Origin of the sequence: Rhodococcus sp. 27YEA6, from assembly GCF_044908235.1 — a bacterium.
Taxonomy (GTDB): domain Bacteria; phylum Actinomycetota; class Actinomycetes; order Mycobacteriales; family Mycobacteriaceae; genus Rhodococcus_F; species Rhodococcus_F qingshengii.
On record NZ_JBIYCY010000001.1, the window covers coordinates 1,069,973 to 1,087,486 of the forward strand.

14 protein-coding genes and 1 tRNA gene are annotated in these 17,514 nt (G+C 61.8%); 9 read left to right on the forward strand and 6 right to left on the reverse strand.

The features are described 5' to 3' along the window. Window positions 1–58 precede the first annotated feature (58 nt). A complete protein-coding gene (locus ABH939_RS05255) occupies window positions 59–1,195 on the forward strand; it encodes a glycosyltransferase (RefSeq protein WP_020908547.1) in 1,137 nt (378 codons plus the stop codon). Here the strand turns inward: ABH939_RS05255 and efeB are convergent. The 3 genes from efeB to efeU are packed head-to-tail and all read right to left on the reverse strand — an operon-like array spanning window position 1,168 to window position 4,496. Beyond that, window positions 1,168–2,448, reverse strand: a complete 1,281-nt coding sequence (gene efeB, locus ABH939_RS05260; RefSeq protein WP_404649417.1) for an iron uptake transporter deferrochelatase/peroxidase subunit — start codon at window positions 2,446–2,448, stop codon at window positions 1,168–1,170. The genes ABH939_RS05255 and efeB overlap by 28 nt on opposite strands. Continuing rightward, window positions 2,449–3,579, reverse strand: a complete 1,131-nt coding sequence (gene efeO, locus ABH939_RS05265; RefSeq protein WP_404649418.1) for an iron uptake system protein EfeO — start codon at window positions 3,577–3,579, stop codon at window positions 2,449–2,451. Window positions 3,580–3,593: 14 nt separating this feature from the next. Further along, entirely contained in the window at window positions 3,594–4,496 is a 903-nt protein-coding gene (efeU, locus tag ABH939_RS05270) for an iron uptake transporter permease EfeU (RefSeq protein ID WP_404649477.1), read from the reverse strand. A 140-nt stretch (window positions 4,497–4,636) separates the two neighbouring features. Between efeU and ABH939_RS05275 the strand changes: the two genes are divergently transcribed. The 6 genes from ABH939_RS05275 (at window position 4,637) to ABH939_RS05300 (ending at window position 9,308) form a co-directional block, all read left to right on the forward strand. Continuing rightward, window positions 4,637–5,449 carry a lytic transglycosylase domain-containing protein gene (locus tag ABH939_RS05275; RefSeq protein WP_156665930.1) on the forward strand — a complete coding sequence of 271 codons (813 nt, stop codon included), beginning with the start codon at window positions 4,637–4,639 and terminating at the stop codon, window positions 5,447–5,449. Between the two features lie 214 nt (window positions 5,450–5,663). Continuing rightward, window positions 5,664–6,950 (forward strand): phosphopyruvate hydratase, encoded by a 1,287-nt coding sequence (gene eno / locus ABH939_RS05280; RefSeq protein WP_003946309.1) that lies wholly within the window; start codon window positions 5,664–5,666, stop codon window positions 6,948–6,950. 176 nt (window positions 6,951–7,126) lie between these two features. Beyond that, entirely contained in the window at window positions 7,127–7,696 is a 570-nt protein-coding gene (locus tag ABH939_RS05285; protein WP_231915783.1) for a septum formation initiator family protein, read from the forward strand. Next, window positions 7,693–8,238, forward strand: a complete 546-nt coding sequence (locus tag ABH939_RS05290; RefSeq protein ID WP_003946286.1) for a DUF501 domain-containing protein — start codon at window positions 7,693–7,695, stop codon at window positions 8,236–8,238. The genes ABH939_RS05285 and ABH939_RS05290 overlap by 4 nt, the downstream gene beginning before the upstream one ends. Next, the gene (locus tag ABH939_RS05295) at window positions 8,235–9,200 is read left to right on the forward strand and encodes an exopolyphosphatase (RefSeq protein ID WP_404649419.1); all 966 of its coding nucleotides are present in this window, start codon (window positions 8,235–8,237) and stop codon (window positions 9,198–9,200) included. The genes ABH939_RS05290 and ABH939_RS05295 overlap by 4 nt, the downstream gene beginning before the upstream one ends. 34 nt (window positions 9,201–9,234) lie before the next feature. Continuing rightward, window positions 9,235–9,308, forward strand: a tRNA-Leu gene (locus ABH939_RS05300). Window positions 9,309–9,572: 264 nt separating this feature from the next. Here the strand turns inward: ABH939_RS05300 and ABH939_RS05305 are convergent. The 3 genes from ABH939_RS05305 to ABH939_RS05315 form a co-directional block, all read right to left on the reverse strand. Continuing rightward, a complete protein-coding gene (locus ABH939_RS05305) occupies window positions 9,573–10,451 on the reverse strand; it encodes a glycosyltransferase (protein ID WP_404649420.1) in 879 nt (292 codons plus the stop codon). Between the two features lie 881 nt (window positions 10,452–11,332). Then, on the reverse strand, window positions 11,333–11,527 hold the full coding sequence (locus ABH939_RS05310; RefSeq protein ID WP_058037253.1) for a hypothetical protein: 195 nt from the start codon (window positions 11,525–11,527) through the stop codon (window positions 11,333–11,335). A 289-nt stretch (window positions 11,528–11,816) separates the two neighbouring features. After that, window positions 11,817–12,494, reverse strand: coding sequence for a tellurium resistance protein (locus ABH939_RS05315; RefSeq protein ID WP_404649422.1), 678 nt, complete (start codon window positions 12,492–12,494; stop codon window positions 11,817–11,819). Window positions 12,495–12,790: 296 nt separating this feature from the next. Between ABH939_RS05315 and ABH939_RS05320 the strand changes: the two genes are divergently transcribed. Together ABH939_RS05320 and ABH939_RS05325 are read left to right on the forward strand one after the other, a co-directional pair. Beyond that, window positions 12,791–15,094 (forward strand): EAL domain-containing protein, encoded by a 2,304-nt coding sequence (locus tag ABH939_RS05320; protein ID WP_333823815.1) that lies wholly within the window; start codon window positions 12,791–12,793, stop codon window positions 15,092–15,094. Further along, window positions 15,087–17,492 (forward strand): putative bifunctional diguanylate cyclase/phosphodiesterase, encoded by a 2,406-nt coding sequence (locus ABH939_RS05325; protein ID WP_404649423.1) that lies wholly within the window; start codon window positions 15,087–15,089, stop codon window positions 17,490–17,492. Before ABH939_RS05320 ends, ABH939_RS05325 begins: the two co-directional genes overlap by 8 nt. Window positions 17,493–17,514: the final 22 nt, after the last annotated feature.

Sequence of the window (17,514 nt, forward strand, 5' to 3'; positions counted from 1 at the left end):
GCCGATCCGGCAATCTCTAGGTTTGTGAAGCGCCAAAAAAGCGCATAGGAGTCCGAAAATGTCAGGTGTACTCGTCCATGAATGGATAGAGCGTTCGGGCGGCGCAGAGAAGGTGCTGGACGAGTTCGTCAACTGTTATCCGGACGCTGACCTCTATTGTCTGTGGAACGATGCTCCCGGGCGTTACTCGACAACCGATGTCAACGAAAGTGTGCTCGCTGCAACGCCATTGCGTCGTAGCAAAGCGCTCTCGTTGCCTGTCATGCCGTTCACCTGGCGAGGGTTGGAGAACCGCGGCTATGACTTCGCGCTGATCAGCTCCCACGTGTTTGCCCATCACGCAACATTCAGGGAGCAGTCTGCGCGATTCCGGAAATTCGTCTACGTGCACACCCCCGCCAGGTACGTGTGGAATCCCGAACTGGACGAGCGTGGAAACTCGCCACTCGCGAGGCTGGGATCACCCATTCTGCGCAAGATCGACCGCAAAAGAGCGTCGGAGGGAGCCTCGTTCGCAGCGAACAGTGTGTTCGTCAGTCGACGGGTTGAGCGAGCCTGGGGCGTGCAATCACGGGTCATCCACCCTCCGGTGGACGTCGACCGGATCTCCGCCGTCGAGGATTGGCGGTCCCGATTGAGCGAAAACGAAATTCAGCTACTATCCAGTTTGCCCTCGCCATTCGTTCTCGGTGCCTCGAGGTTCATTCCGTACAAGCGTTTGGACTGGGTGATCCGGGCAGCCGAGCGGGCCGGAACGGCTGCTGTCATCGCAGGGTCGGGCCCGGAAGAGGATCGGCTCCGCGCGATGGCTGACTCTGCGTCGGTTCCCGTTCGAATTGTTCGGCGCCCCTCGGATGCGTTGCTTTTTGCGCTGTATCAGCAGGCACTCGCATACGTCTTTCCGGCGATCGAAGACTTCGGAATCATGCCGGTGGAGGCAATGGCTGCGGGTGCGCGCGTGATTACGAACAGCATCGGGGGAGCTTCGGAAACCGTGACACCTGGTGTCGACGGACTCCATTTCCACGACGACAGTTGGGAATCGGTGGCCGAGTGCATCCGAGATGTCGCCGCAGTGGACGTGAATGGTGCACGCTCGTACGAGAAGTACTCCGTGCGCAGATTTCGTTCCGAGATCGCAACCTGGACCGGTGTCCCGGTGTTCGGCTACGCGAACAGCGCGGAGCCCCAGTAGATCCCGTCGGCGAGACCGCCGGGGCAAGCGAAGACCGCAGAACCGACGTGCTGGATGTATTCGTTCAGCGCATCGTGTCGTGAAAGGTTTTGCTGCATCGGAACAAACTGCTCGACCGGATTCCGGCAGTACGCAACGAAAAACAGTCCCGCGTCCAGGTGGCCGAAGCCATCGGAGCCGTCCGTGAAGTTGTATCCGCGGCGCAAGATCTGAATCCCACCGAGTTCCTCGGCAGAGGCCAGGCGCACGTGTGAATCCTCCGGGATGACGAAGTCGTGTCCCATTTTGGAATCGAGATCGAGCTCGTCGAACTCGTCCTTGCCGCCGAGCGGCGCTCCGCTGCGTTTGGAGCGGCCGATGACAGCTTCCTGTTCCTTGAGTACTGCGCGATCCCACTGCTCGATCAGCATGCGGATTCGTCTTGCGACGAGGAATGAGCCGCCCGCCATCCAGGCCTGATCGTCAGTGGGATCAACCCAGACGTGCTGGGCGAGTGCGTTTGGATCTTCCGCCTTGATGTTGGCTGTTCCGTCCTTGAACCCGAACAGATTTCGTGGTGTCGCCTGCGTCGTCGAGGTCGAGGATGTTCGTCCGAACCCGAGTTGCGACCATTTGACCGACGCGGTCCCGAACGCGACTCGCGCGAGGTTGCGGATCGCATGGACGGCAACCTGGGGGTCGTTGGCGCACGCTTGGATGGCGATGTCGCCCCCGCTGCGATTCGGATCGAGGTTGTCCGCACGGAAGTGGGGGAGATCGAGCAGGGCAGCAGGTTTCTTGTCTGCGAGACCGAACCGGTCGTCGAAAAGTGACGGTCCGAATCCGATGGTCAGGGTGAGTTGCGACGGCGCGAGATCGAGTGCCTCACCCGTATCGCTCGGTGGTGCATACGGACCGTCGCCGGTCGCTCCGTCCTCGGTTGCTTCCTGACCCGCCGTCATTCGTTCGGCCATCGCCGTCCACGTCTGCAGCAGCGTGATCAGTTCGTCGCGCGACTTCGTCGTCACATCGAAAGCGACGAAGTGCATACGATCCTGGGCCGGCGTCGTGATGCCTGCCTGATGCTCGCCGCGAAAGGCCACCACGTCTGCGTGATCGGTGCCGGAACTCTCGTCGGCGGTCACCCGCCCGATGACGGCACCGGCACCGGCCAGGACGGCGCCCGCCCCCACGGCGCCGAACAGTCGGCGCCGTGAGACTGCCTGCGGTGCTGCGCTTTCCGCAGCGGGTGTGCCTTTCGGTGAATCAGTCATCTACTGTCCCGCGACTACTTCCTGGACCTGGCTGACCTCGGCGGACAGAGCATCGATTTTACGCGAGAGTTCCTGACGCTGCGCCTCGGTCACGGTGTCGTAGTACACGAATCCGTCGCCGACCCGGAACTGCGCCAGCGCAGCGTCGAGGTCGGCGAATCGGTCAGCGATGCGCTGGGCGAGCTCGGGATTACGTTCCTGCAGAATCGGGTTCAGTGCCGCGATCGCCGCTTGTGAGCCATCGACGTTGGCCTGGAAATCCCAGAGGTCGGTATGCGAGAAGATGTCTTCTTCTCCGCTGATCTTCGACTTCGAGATCTCGTCGAGCAACCCTTGAGCGTCGCCGGCGATCTTGGTGGGATCGATCGTGTAATCGTCCGCGTTCACCTGGTCGGCAAGGTACTGGATGTCTTCGAGCAGCTGATCTGCGACCGCGTTGGTGTCCGGCTGAAGCCCGGTCACCCACAGATCCTTCTCGAGGCGGTGGAACCCGGTCCAGACCTGACCGGGCTCGAGATCCGCTTCGCGAAGGTCCAGCTTGGGATCGAGCTCGCCGAAGCTCTCGGCTTCGGGTTCGATGCGCTCGTAGTAGGTACGTGCGATCGGGAACAGTGCCTTCGCCTGGTCGACGTTGCCGGACTGGACTGCGGCGACGAACTGAGCTGCGGTGTCCTGCAGCGCGACGATCTGGCTGCGGATGTAGCGACGGTAACCGTCGGCAGCTTCGGCGAGCTGGCCGCTCTCGTCGGTGGCCGCCTGCGAATCGCCCGTGACGACGAAGTCCTGACGGATGCCGGTTCCGACCATGCCCGGCTTGCACGCGAGTTGATAGGTCGCAGCCTCGGGGAGGGAGACGATCAGCTGCCGGGTAAGGCCGGGGCCGATGTTCTCGACTTCGCCCATCGCTCGATCGCCCTCGGCGAAGACGTAGAACTCGGTGACCTTCGAGCCGTTGTTCGTCACCTGGAACGTCGCACTGCCAGTGGTTCCAGTGGTGGCACTGACGTCACACGAATCGTCGGTGGCCGTGACGACGATGTCGCCGTCGCTCGCGGTCGTCTTCTCGGTGCATGCGGCGAGGGAGAAGGGAAGTACCGCGGCCGTGGCCAGTACGAGGGTGTATTTACGCATGTCGGCAATGCCTCTCAGGATTTTTCGGGAACGTGTGTGTCGTGCGCAGGCGGGGTTGTCGGTTCCGATGGGCTCGACGGAAGGGGACGCAGGAAGAGCGCGAGGACGACTACGAGGTAGACGACCCATGCGACGGCTTGCAGAACGGTCGGGTCCGGGCGGAAGTTGAAGATTCCGGCGAGTACGGTGCCGTACCAGGTCGACGGGTCGTAGCCGGGTGTGAGGTTGAACGCGAGAAGGGATCCGCCCGGCAGGACGTTTCCGGTCTGCAGAGCGCGAACACCGTACGAGAGGATTCCGGCGGCTACGACGATGAGGAAGATCGCCGTGTACCGGAAGAACGTCGTGAGGTTGAGACGGAGGGCGCCGAAGTACATGGCCACGGTCAAGACGGCGGCCAAGAGAATTCCGAGGAGCAGTCCGACCAGCGGCCAGGAGCTGCCGGCGGTGTTCTCTGCGTACCCCACCATGAGCAACGCTGTCTCGACGCCTTCACGACCGACCGCGAAGAATGCCAGCGACAAAATGGCGACGGGTCCGGCAATGAGCGCCTTTTCCATCCCCGCCTTGAGATCTCCGGAAATGTTCTTCGCTGCCGTACGCATCCACAGGACCATGATCGTGACGATGACGACGGCGATCAGGGAGGCAACGCCCGCGATGATCTCTGCGGTCAGGCCGTCGACCGTCGACGTTCCGTAGTGGATCGCGAAGAAGATGATCGCCACCATCGCGACGGCGATCGCGACGCCGAGCCACACCCATTTCAGTGCGTCCTTGCGCTGCGCCTTCACAAGGTAGGCGGCGAGAATCATCACCACGATGCCCGCTTCGAGGCCTTCGCGCAGACCGATCAGGCCACTGCCGAATAACTGGGTGGCAACTGATGGTGTGCTCGCGGCAGCGAGTACCGACACGGGCACGGGCGACTCCTGACAGGAAGGGTGTAACAGCTTCGGACAAGTTCGTGAGGCTAGGCCAGCCTTAACTCAGAAGAAGATACTCCATCATCGACGGCGAACCATGCCCTCACCTGTACTTTTGCTGTTCTTTACCAATGGATTCGGGAGTAGTTCACTCGCATGTGGATGATGGAGGGGTGTACCGAACTCCCGTAGCCCGCAGAAGTCCCCGGCGTCTCTGGCGAGCCGTAGCAGCAATAGCTGCCGGAACAGCTTTGCTGGGCGCAGGCGTCGTGGCTTGCGGATCGAACGAACCGAAAGTAGCCATTCCGGAGGGCATACCCCCAGGTACCGGCTCTCCGACGCCGCCGATCGACATCAATGCTCCCGGCCGCAGTGCTGATCAACTCGCCGACTGGGCAGCGGGATTGTCGGACGACATCGGGATCGGGACGACGGCACTCGAGGCCTACGGGTACGCCGCTGCGGTCATGGCCGAGACGCTTCCCGGCTGCGGAATCGGGTGGACAACTTTGGCCGGTATCGGCAGCGTCGAGAGCCGCCACGGGACCTACGACGGCTCGTCGGTCGACGCGTTCGGCCAGGTTGCTCCGATCATTCGGGGAATCCCTCTCGACGGTGGCCCGGGAGTTGCCGAGATCCCCGATACCGACGGCGGGGCGATGGACGGCGATCCAGTGCACGACCGTGCGATGGGGCCCATGCAGTTCATCCCCGAGACGTGGCTCAAATGGGGAGTCGACGCCAACGGCGACGGCCGGGTGGACCCCGACAACATCGACGACGCTGCCCTCACGGCCGCCCGCTACCTGTGTGCACGCGGGGGAGACCTCACTTCCGCTGCCGGATGGCAGCAGGCACTGATGGCGTACAACCTCTCGGGCGACTATCTCGCACTCGTTCGTGATCGTGCGTCGGCGTATTCAGTCGGGGTACGGCCGGACTGACGGTGATCGATCCGCAGGTCGGACCCGTGACCGCGCGTCGATAAAGAAGCCTTCGGCCCGTGCGGTTAGGCTGTGTGCTGGCACTACAGAGGTGCTGGCACTGCAGAGGCCCAGCCGCGATCGTGGTCCTCTTTCGACCGGAGGGGTCGGAGCCCAAGTGTCAAGCACGCAGAGCGTGCCCCAATGCGAAGCCCATTCGAAGGAGAACCACACAGTGGCCAGTATTGAGCAGGTCGGAGCTCGCGAGATCCTTGATTCCCGTGGTAACCCCACGGTTGAGGTCGAGGTTCTGCTCGAAGACGGAAGTTTCGCCAGGGCTGCGGTGCCGTCCGGCGCTTCGACCGGCGAGCACGAAGCCGTCGAACTGCGCGACGGTGGCGCACGCTACGGCGGAAAGGGCGTCGAGAAGGCCGTGGAGGCTGTGCTCGGCGAGATCGCTCCTGCCATCATCGGCATCGACGCAACCGAGCAGCGCACGGTCGACCAGGCGCTGCTCGACGCGGACGGCACCCCGGACAAGTCGCGTCTCGGCGCAAACGCTCTGCTCGGTGCCTCGCTCGCCGTGGCTCGCGCCGCCGCCGAGTCCTCGGGCCTCGAGCTGTTCCGCTACGTCGGTGGCCCCAACGCTCACGTTCTCCCTGTCCCGATGATGAACATCCTCAACGGTGGCGCGCACGCAGACACCGGCGTCGACGTCCAGGAGTTCATGGTTGCTCCCATCGGCGCACCGAGCTTCAAGGAATCGCTGCGCTGGGGCGCCGAGGTCTACCACTCTCTGAAGTCGGTTCTCAAGGAGAAGGGCCTCTCCACCGGTCTCGGCGACGAAGGCGGATTCGCGCCCGACGTCGCAGGCACCAAGGAAGCACTCGACCTCATCACGATCGCCGTGAACAAGACCGGCCTCAAGCTGGGTACCGACGTCGCGCTCGCTCTCGACGTCGCTGCCACCGAGTTCTACACCGACGGCACCGGCTACAAGTTCGAGGGCAAGAACCGTACCGCGGCCGAGATGGCGGCGTTCTACGCCGAGCTCATCGACGCCTACCCGCTCGTTTCCATCGAGGATCCGCTCGACGAAGACGACTGGGACGGCTGGGTCGCACTCACCGATCAGATCGGCAACAAGATCCAGCTCGTCGGCGACGACCTCTTCGTCACCAACCCCGAGCGCCTCGAAGAAGGCATCGTCAAGGGTGCGGCCAACGCACTCCTGGTGAAGGTCAACCAGATCGGCACCCTGACCGAGACCCTCGACGCCGTCGATCTCGCTCACCGCAACGGCTACAAGACGATGATGAGCCACCGTTCCGGCGAGACCGAGGACACCACCATCGCCGACCTCGCGGTTGCCGTCGGCAGCGGCCAGATCAAGACCGGTGCTCCGGCACGCAGCGAGCGCGTTGCCAAGTACAACCAGCTGCTGCGCATCGAGGAAAACCTCGGCGACGCAGCACGTTACGCCGGCGAGGTTGCGTTCCCGCGCTTCGCTTTCGAGGCCTGACGGAAATCTAAGATTCAGTAGTGTCTGCACAGCGCGGTAAGCCACGATCCCCCGGCGGAAGTCCGGGGGGTCGTGGTTCCCGTCGTGGGGACACACCGTCGCGTGCGCGTCGGGACAGTGCCCGACGCCCACGCGTGTCGGAACCTTCGGTAGATCCGGAAGCAGTCGATTCCGCTGTGACAGGCCCCGCGCAACCGGGGGTCTCCGCCGAGAAAGCGTCGGCGCGAGGGTCGAAGTCGGCCCGGGGGAAGAGCGGAACCAACAAGTTCTGGTCTCGGCTTCCGAAGTCGGACAACACCATTTTCGGCTTGTCCACCAGTCGGGCAGTTGTGCTCGCGATGGTTGTGCTCATGCTGGCGCTGACACTGGCAGTGCCGCTCCGTACTTACATCAGCCAGCGTTCGGATGCCGCGCAGGTGGCGGCGGAACGTCAGGTACTCGAGGAAGAACTGCGAAAGCTGCAAGGGCAGAACGCGCGCTTCGACGACCCTGCGTACATCGAAGCTCTTGCACGAGAACGCCTTCGGTACGTCAAACCAGGCGAGACCCCGTTCCAGGTTCAGCTTCCCGGTGACTACAAGGAACCCGAGAAGAAGCAGGAAAAGGAAACACCGCTCACAGGTCCGTGGTATCGCGATCTGTGGCAAACGATTTCGGAACCGCCAGTGGTTCCCGAGACGACGACACCGGCCCCGATGCCGTTGGCGCCGATAGAGCCAGAAGAACAAGGAGTACCCACCGGGTGAGCAACACGTCCGAAAATTCCCCACAGGTTTCACAAGCGGATCTCGACGCCGTTGCCGCTCAATTGGGCCGTGAGCCACGCGGAGTGATCGAGATCGCGTACCGCAGCCCGGACGGTCAGCCGGGCGTGGTCAAGACCGCCCCCAAACTTCCGGACGGAACACCGTTCCCGACGTTGTACTACCTCACGGACCCGCGACTGACTGCCGAAGCGAGCCGTCAGGAATCCGCCGGCGTCATGCGTGAAATGACCGAACGCCTGACCCAGGATCCGGAACTTGCCGCGGCCTATCGACGGGCATACGAGTCGTACCTTGCCGAGCGGGACGCGATCGAATCTCTGGGAACCGACTTTGCCGGCGGTGGGATGCCGGATCGTGTCAAGTGCCTGCACGTGCTGATGGCACATTCGCTTGCCAAGGGACCCGGCGTCAATCCGCTCGGTGACGAGTCCGTCGCGTTGGCCGGTCACGGAAAGCTGCGCGGCACTGCAATTCCCGCGGACTGGCCTGGCATCGACGATGCCGACAACACCGACCGGTGACTCGCCGTGTCGCCGCAGTCGATTGCGGTACCAACTCCATTCGACTGCTGATCGCCGACGTCGGCGCCGACGGTCGTCTGGTGGATGTCCGGCGCGAGATGCGCGTCGTGCGACTCGGTCAAGGTGTTGATGCGACAGGGGCATTCGCGCCCGAGGCCATCGAACGCACCCGGGTCGCGCTGGTCGAGTACGCGTCGATGATCGCCGATGCCGGAGCAACCGCCGTTCGCATGGTCGCCACCTCGGCTACTCGCGACGCTGCGAATCGGGAAGACTTCTTCACGATGACGCGGGACGTGCTCGGCGCGGTGATTCCCGGATCCGGAGCAGAGGTCATCACCGGCGACGAAGAGGCGCGCCTCTCGTTCAGCGGTGCTGTGGGAGAACTCGATCCGTCGGAGGGCCCCTTCGTGGTGGTCGATCTCGGCGGCGGATCCACCGAAGTTGTCCTCGGCGAGGCGTCCGGCGTCCAGGCTGCGTACTCCACCGACATCGGCTGTGTGCGCGTCACGGAGCGGTGCTTACCGTCGGATCCGCCTACAGCAGAGCAGGTTTCCGAGGCGACGGCTTTCGCGACCGCGAAACTTGCCGAGGCGTTCGAGGCCGTACCCGTCGAGAAGGCGCACACGTGGGTGGGTGTCGCTGGAACCATGACGACGCTGGCCGCGATCGCGCAGGATCTTCCGGAGTACGACGCCGAGAAGGTGCACCTGTCGAGGATTCCGTTCAATCAACTGTTCGACGTGTGCGAGCGTCTCATTGCTATGCCTCGGGTTGATCGTGCTGCCTTCGGCCCGATGCATCCGGGGCGGGTGGACGTCATCGGCGGCGGAGCGATCATCACCACGGTGCTGGCTCAAGCGTTCGAAGCCAAAGCCGGGATCACCGAACTGGTTGTCAGCGAACACGACATCCTCGACGGCATCGCGATGTCGGTAGCTCAGACCGACCCGATAGTCTGATCCCTGCCGCACCCGACCCGTCGGGTGCGGCAAGGCCCCCATAGCCCAATTGGCAGAGGCAACGGACTTAAAATCCGTCAAGTGTCGGTTCGAGTCCGACTGGGGGCACACGAAACTACAGGTCAACGGCCAGGCAAGTGTGCGTCGAAGTGTTGGCTGAGGATCCGTCTGCAGAGCGTCCGCAGTGATTTCTCGAGAGCCGTCACTGCAACTCCAGGGCATTGGCGACAGCGTCGAGATCGTCCGTAAACAGATGTCCGTGTAGGTCGAGCGTGAGCATCGGAGTCTTGAGTTGCGAACACCTACCTCAGCGTCATCTGACCGGGATGACGTTTGACGCTCATCCTCGTTGCGAGGGTGGTCCTTGTCGCTTCAGAGGTAGATCACACGCTGGCGGACACTGCCGGTGAGTCGCCCGATCAGGAGCCCGGTATGTGCAACCCACTTGCCTCGCGGCATACGTGTAACTGCTTGCGGCAAAATTGGATTGAGAAGCAGTAGTCCGACGGCTTGGGTGGCGACAGATTTCTTCGACGAGCGGCGGAAACCGTGCTGGCGATGTTTGGCGTAGAGGAATGCATCGGCGGCGCCGAAGGCCTTGGTTTGCCTCCACGCCGCCTTGAGTCCGCTGCGCAGTCGGTATGCGACGAGGGCTTGAGGCTCGTAAGTGAACGTCATCCCGGCTTGTTGAATTCTCCACGAGAAATCGACATCTTCACCGATGCGCATGTTCTCGTCGCATCCGCCGACCGCCTTGTACGAGGACTTCCATACCCCGAAATTGCATCCCATCGCGTGGGGCAGGTAGGTCGTGTACGAGTGTGGCTCTTCTCGTGGTTCGATTCGACGCCAACTCTGCACCTCGCTCGAATTGATCGAGGCAGTTTCGAGGGCCCCGCTGACAAGGTCAGCGTTCTCGGCTGCGCCGACCATTGCACTCAACCAGTCGGGGTGAACTCGATCGTCGGCATCGCAGAATGCGATGAAGTCGCCGGTTGCTTCATCCACCCCGACGTTGCGGGCGTGGGAGACGCCCTGCTTGAGTGACGCTGAAACCCACCGAAGTTGCAATTGGTCGATGAGAGGGTGGTCTTCGATGAGATCGCGGATCCCATCGGTGGAGTTGTTGTCACTGACTATCACCTCCATGGGGCCTTCGTAGTCCTGGGCGGCGAGCGCTTGCAACTGTTCGTCAATAGTGCTGGCGGCGTTGTACGTGGGGATGACGACTGAAACTAAGCGAGGAGACACAGACCAAACGTACCGATTTGTCCGGAATGCCGCTTGGTTGAGTGTGCGTGGGAGAGTCCCTACGTCAATTGTGTGAGGTTCGTTTGGTCTGGCGATGCCCGAGACGGCATTAAATAGAACATGTGTGCGAAAATGTGGAGATGCGGTTGACCGAGCAATCCCCGGACTGCTGCCCCAACGGACACCGGCTCACGGCGAACACATGCCTTGTCGGTTGGGAGGTCTGCGGGTGTGCCTCGACGGAGAATGGCGGACACAGGACCCATTACTGCAGGCGATGTGGTGAAACTGTCCGGACGCCGGAGTGTGTCGGCGTGGATCCGCAGAAAAGTCGGTGGGGTTGAAGTGCTGTTACGTTGTGTTTCAAAGAGATTCGCGAGAGCCTCACCCGGCGGATCGGTGCCGGGTGAGGCTTGTGGATCAGGTAGGCGGGGCGACGGGTGCGTCGCTGCTTCCTCCCGAGCTCCCGCTCGACGAGCCGGTGCCGAACAGTAGGCCGAAGAAGCCGGAGATTGCGCCGAAGAAATCGAACATGGGCGAGCCTTTCGCGAGGACGAATGCGGTCACGACAAGTGGCCGACTTGTGGTGGTGTTCAGAGAAGTTCCGTCGACATTGACGGCAAAGGCGTCGGACGAAGGCCGACTGCCGGATGAAATGTACGATTCGTCCCCGTTTCATACAAGTCTTTCCCGAGTAACAGTTACTTGAGGCTTAAATTATCGGGGGTGCCTGCCTGATCTGGGGTGCCCTGCGTGCTTGGGTGGGGCAACCAGGCAGGGCAGTGGTTGGCCGTCCCTCTCAATACCGACCTACGGCGAACCATCGGCGTTGAAATTACCCACAGTTCGTGACGTGCGCCACTTACGTACCGGTACCTTCGTTAGCCGAGGTCGGACGTTGCGGCGAAGGCGGTCGTCGACGTCCCCGCGGGGACGTGGTTCATCGAGAAATCGCGGTCCCGATCAGGGTTGACGACGCTTGCAAACAGGAGCATGGCGGCGACAAAGAGAACTCCTGCGGCGAGGTAGGCGATTCTCACGGGCAGGCGCGGGCGTCGATCTGAATTCGTGGACATTCACGTTCTCCATCGGTGCATGTTGGACGAACGCCTAGTTTAACGATCAACTAATGAAAGGGTGCGAACAGTGACGCAAGATACGAAAAGGCCCTCGATCTCGGGGGAAATCGAGGGCCTTTCCGGTCGAACGTCGGCGTCGCCAAGCACATAGCGTCACCGACCCACTATCGGTGTCGAGCGTGACCCCTCATGTCCGACCCCACTTCTCGACACTATCCAGTAACTTGCGACATTGTGGATGATTCGGACATTGTCATTCGGATGGGGGAGATCCCGTCCGCAGCCCCTACTTTCGTCCGGCAGCCCATTTCATTCCCCAGTTGTAGGCCCGATCGAGATCTGACTGACTGCCGTTGATGTACTGCACTTCGCGCGTCACCGTCACGCCTTGACCTGAACTCTGGATGAGAGCGATCGCGCACAGTCGCTCCTGGTTGCTGGCGGAGTCGAGTCGCACTTCCACCTCCGGCCCGTTGGTGGGATACAAGGTGACGACGCCGTCCACCGCCGCCCAGTTGGGAGCGCCGTCGTAGATCATCGCGAAGATCAGGATTCGCCGGAAAGCGCTTGGGTCACCAAGATTGACGTGCATGTTCTCGCCGCCGGTGTTCGCACCACTGCGGTCGTCGCCGTCGAGGGAGATGTAGGGCGGAGAAGTCAGTGAACCGAAACTGTTACCCAAGGCCTGAACTACTCCCTTGGACCCGTCGGCAAGTTCGTAGAGGCATCCGAGGTCCAGGTCGACCGCACCAGAGCCTGCGCCGGCGAGCTTGGCGAGAAAACCGGTCTTCTTCGGTGGTGCCACCTGTGACCAGTTGAGGTTCACGCGCATATTGCCTTGTCGTTCACCCGCCTTCGCGAGGTTGACCGTCGGCGCCGATTTTGTGAGCGTGATCTTGCTCAGGCTGACCGGTGCTTGCGACGGAGTGGACTCGCCGGAACGTCGGGTGTAGTCGATTGCCATCGTGATAGTCCTTGTCTGAACTCGAATGAGTCCGATCGTGTTACCCGTCGAGGAATCTCCACCGACGTGATCGGCGATCTCCGGCCATTGTCCCTCATGTCTGATTTCAACCCATAGGCATCAAACTTGCGGCGCCAACTTGCGGCAGACCAGCAGTTTGCTGATTACTGTGTCTGTGGGCAGACGCGACTCCGAAATAGGGTGGACGCACTGGTTGACACGGCAACGTCCAATTACGGAAGAATTGCTGAGTCGGACGTCCGATTCAATTGCGTCGTGGGAGCGGGAGGTAAGTGATGCCAGTCCTGTCGCTTCTGCAACCCCGCCAGAGAGAAAGACTGACGCCCGCCCAACGTGATGACGTAACTCGTGAGCAGATAGCCGTTACCTTCGGCGTGCTGCCATGGGCCGCTGCCGTCCACCTCGTCGTCACACTCGGGCTGACGTTGTATGTGATTCCCCCGGACGGCGGACCGCTGCCGCGTGTGTGGCCATTGCTGTCCGGCGTGATCGGGTTGGTGGGGATGTGCGTGGGTCTCGCCATTCATTTCAACCTGATCACACCCACGTACCGGATGTCCTACGCGTTTCTCATCGTCGAATTTGCTGTAGTCGGGATCCTGTATTCCTCGCTCGCCCTGGTCCTGTACCCGATCCTGGACGATTCCGGCGATCTGATCCTGATAGCGGTCACCACATCGATCACCGGTGCCGGAGCCGTGGCCACCGCGATGTTGCGAGTGGTGGGGGTCACCTGGGTCCTGTCCAATCTGATAATCCTCGGGGTGGCATTCTGGCTTCAGCCGGGACCCGAGTTCGAACGAATTCTCATTGGAATGATCGCCTATGGCGCGGCTCTGATCGGCGGCACGATAGTGGTCTCGGGCAACCTGGAATCTCGCTATCGAGCTGAATTGAGCGCCGCGTCGGAACGATCGGTCGTGCAGATGCTTCTCGAAGACTTCGAAGGCAACGCCGGGGACTTCGTGTGGGAGACGGACCAGAAAGGCAAGTTCAACCGAATCCCGACGCGGCTCGCGGTCGAAGCGGGGCTGGACTCCACCGAGTTGCAGGGAACGGCGTGGCAGGACCTGTTCATGGAGTTGGGCACCCTACGGATCCCCGGCGGGATCGATGCGCTCATGGAGTTGCAGCAGGCCCGCCACACGAAGACCGCATTCGTCGACGTGCTCGTTCCGGTCCGAGTTCACGGTGAAATTCGGTGGTGGCAGATCTCCGGACGCCCGCGCCCCGGCCGTACACCCGACGAGTTCGTCTGGCGAGGAGTCGGTTCCGACGTCACGGAAGTAAAACTGCAGAGTGACGAGATCGTGCGGATGGGTCGTGTGGACGCACTCACCGGTATGCCGAACCGGCACAGCTTCTGGACCGAGCTCGAGCGACTGCTGCGCGAGCCGTACACAAGCGAAAGTGGTCTCGCGTTGGCCATGCTCGACCTCGACAACTTCAAGTCGGTCAACGACACACTGGGACACACCGTTGGCGACGCGGTTCTGCGAGAGGTCGCGGATCGCCTGTCCGAAGCCGGCGGGGTGTCACAGTTGTTCGCACGTCTGGGGGGAGACGAGTTCGCGGTTCTTTTCACCGATGTGGGTGACAGCTCACAAGTTCGTACTCTGCTCGGCCGCTACATCGAAACTCTGCACGAGCCGATCACAGTGGCCGGTACGCGGTTGGAGATCGGATGCAGCATCGGGTACTACCTCCCCGACGAGCTGCCGTCCTCCGCCGACGAGATGATGGGCGCTGCGGACCTGGCTTTGTTCGCGGCAAAGGAATCCGGGCGCGGGGCCGTACGTGAATATCGAGACTCGATGAAGTCCGTGGCCGATCGGCGGGCCCGCCTGCTCGAAGATCTGGGAAACACTGTCGCGGAGAAGGACCTCGAACTCGAGCTGTTGCCCAGGATCGACGTGGTTTCCCGCGAGATCGTGGCCGTGGAAGTCCGCGTGATCTGGCACAACGCCCGCCTCGGTGCCGTTACGTCCGCCGAATTCATGAGCGTCGCAGACGACACCGGTTTGGCGTACTCACTGGGGACTACCGTCTTCGAGTTGGCCTGCGAGGCGGCGTCCCGCCTTCCTGATCACCTGCGGGTAGCCGTCGCGGTATCGACGCGTCAGCTCGAATCGGATTCCTTTGTCGTCGCGATAGGGGACTCGCTTCGACGATCAGGTGTCAGTGCACATCAGCTCGAGCTCCAACTCAACGAATCATCGGCGATCACCGACGAGTCCAAGTTTGCGTTGCACGCCATCGCGGACATGGGAATCGCGCTGACCGTGGACGAGTTCGGCGCCGGATTCTCCTCGCTCGCATCACTGTCCGGCCTTCCGTTCACCCGAGTCCGGATAGAACGCTCCATTTCGGGTGCAGTGCCTGGTGGACGGTCGATCCTCGAAGCTGTCGTGGATCTGGTCGACGCGTTGGGAATGGAGGTCGTCGTCTCGGGAGTCGACGGTGAGGAAGACTTGAAGTCCGTGGCCGCTGCGGGGGTGAGGACTGTTCAGGGATACATCGCCGGCGGAGCCATGTCGGTCGACGCGGTCGCAGCGGCGGTAGCAGGCCGACGTGGATGACCCGGCAGTACTCCGTAGGCGTCGCGTCGGGACGTCGGTGCGCAAACTCGGTCGCAGCGGCACGGAACAACACCTCTCGGATTACGATCGCCGTCGCCTACTCGATCGACGACTGCGGTTCACCGCGCGCGTACTGCCGTGGTCGTTTCTGACCGCGGCGGTTGCCTTGTCAGCGATCGTGGTGCTTCTGCCGGTGGATGCCGGATGGTTCACCTTCGCCTGGTCGAGCGTCATGCTGTTGTCGAGCGCTGGATTCAGTGTGTATTGGCTCCGGCGCTCGCGTCTCGGCGTCTCCGAGTCCCAGACCACCGAACTGGTGGTACTCACAGTCGAAATCATTGTCTGGGGAGTGCTCCTGGCGTGCTTGGCTCTCGTTCTCTTCCCGATGCTCGATCCTCGTGACGAGTTGGTACTGAGCTCGACCTTGATCGGTGGGATCGCGGTCGGCGTGTTTCCCACCATGATGTTTCGCGGAATCACTGTGGTCTGGATCAGCCTGGTGGGAGTCGGGTTGGCCGGGGCGTTCTGGACGGAACCGGGCACATCGCGTTTCGTGCTGATCGGGGTGCTGGTCGTCTTTGTAGGTTCGCTCTACAGCGGAACTTTGCTGTTGGCCAAACTATTCGACAAACGATTACACGCCGAGCTCGTGGCCGAGGACGAACGAGATCTCGCCGAATTGTTGCTCAACGATCTCGAAGACGGAGCACAGGATTGGCTCTGGGAGACCGATTCGCGGGGTATCGCCAGTACCGTGTCGTATCGATTCGCCGAGCAGGTCGGTTTGCCGGCAGCGCAGATTCGGGGCCGCACAATGCACGAGATCCTGACCGGGATCGGCGCGTCCCGAACAGATGTGGGCAGGAAGTCCCTTGATCTCCTCGCCGCGAATTTTCAAGCCGGGACGGCGTTTCGGGACCTCACCATGCAGGTCGTCGTACGGGGCGATACTCGCTGGTGGTCGATGTCAGGTCACCCGGGCAGTGGCGATGGGGCGACCTACGGGTGGCGCGGTGTCGGATCCGATATCACGCACTCGTATCACCAGCGCCAGAACATCTTGCGATTGGCAGAAATCGATTCGTTGACCGGGCTCAGAAATCGGTACAGCTTCAACGCTCAACTGTCTTCGCGGATTCGGGACGGACACCGGGTGTGGCTGGCAATTCTGGATCTGGACAACTTCAAGTCGATCAACGACCGGTTGGGACACCACATCGGAGACGACGTGCTTCGCGATGTTGCCAGCAGACTGCACAGCGTTCTGCAATCGAACGAGATCTGTGGCCGACTGGGGGGTGACGAGTTTGCCATCGCCTTTGACGACAAAGCCTTCGACGACAAAGCCTTCGACGACATCGGGAGTGCAGATGAGGTGGAGAAGAGATTCCAAACGATTCTCGACTCATTCGAACGACCATTTTCACTGGTCGGCAACCAGATTCGCATTCGTGCCAGTCTGGGTTACGGCTCGATGCCCGACGACGCAGACAGCCTCGAAGACCTGGTGATTGTCGCGGACCTCGCGCTTTACCACGCAAAGGAGAGCGGTCGGAACCAGATTCGCGCCTTCGATGCGACTTTGCGGGATCGTGCGACGGGTAGGGCCAGGGCACTGTTGGATCTTCGTCGTGCGTTGATCGACGAAGAGTTCGAGTTGGTTTATCAACCACAGGTCTCGGCCGCGACGGGAGTTGTTGTCGGATTCGAGGCTCTGCTGCGGTGGAATCATCCGACTTCAGGTCTCGTCTCGCCGGGAGACTTCATTTCGGTGGCCGAGGAAACCGGCTTGATCGTGCCGATCGGTGCAGGTGTTCTGAGGGCTGCTTGCACGGCAGCGACAACGTGGCCGGAGGACATTCGGGTTGCCGTCAATGTTTCTCAGGTGCAACTGCGTTCGAGTCGATACGTCGACTCGGTACGCCGGACACTGATCGAGGTGAACCTCGACCCCAGCCGACTCGAGATCGAGGTGACCGAATCGTTGGTCATCGACGACGCCGACCGAGACGTGTTGGTACAGCTGTCGGCGCTCGGAATCGCCATTGCGATGGACGACTTCGGCACAGGGTTCTCCTCGGTTGCCAGCTTGGCCCGGCTGCCGCTCGATCGGTTGAAGATCGATCGAGCGTTCGTCGCACCGCTGGACGCGGATCCCTCGAATTCGAGGTTCGCTGTCTTGCGAGCCGTCATCGCGATTGCGAAGTCTCTGGGGCTGGACACCGTCGCCGAGGGCGTGGAGACGGAGAGGCAGCGCGCGATAGTGACCGAGTGCGGATGTGACGTGATCCAGGGGTACCTCGAGGGAATGCCGATACGGGCAGCCGAGATTCCGCACTATTTGAATGGGCGACTCGGCGGTGCGAGCAGGTTGGGTGTCGCGGCTACCACTGAGTGAGAACTTTGCGCCCGTTTTGCCG

What these genes read in the sequence shown, in the direction of transcription:
- efeB (WP_404649417.1), bottom strand. Translation starts at nt 2,448, where the DNA reads ATGACTGATTCACCGAAAGGCACACCCGCTGCGGAAAGCGCAGCACCG.
- ABH939_RS05315 (WP_404649422.1), bottom strand. Translation starts at nt 12,494, where the DNA reads ATGGCAATCGACTACACCCGACGTTCCGGCGAGTCCACTCCGTCGCAA.
- efeO (WP_404649418.1), bottom strand. Translation starts at nt 3,579, where the DNA reads ATGCGTAAATACACCCTCGTACTGGCCACGGCCGCGGTACTTCCCTTC.
- ABH939_RS05310 (WP_058037253.1), bottom strand. Translation starts at nt 11,527, where the DNA reads ATGTCCACGAATTCAGATCGACGCCCGCGCCTGCCCGTGAGAATCGCC.
- ABH939_RS05320 (WP_333823815.1), top strand. Translation starts at nt 12,791, where the DNA reads ATGCCAGTCCTGTCGCTTCTGCAACCCCGCCAGAGAGAAAGACTGACG.
- ABH939_RS05255 (WP_020908547.1), top strand. Translation starts at nt 59, where the DNA reads ATGTCAGGTGTACTCGTCCATGAATGGATAGAGCGTTCGGGCGGCGCA.
- ABH939_RS05275 (WP_156665930.1), top strand. Translation starts at nt 4,637, where the DNA reads ATGGATTCGGGAGTAGTTCACTCGCATGTGGATGATGGAGGGGTGTAC.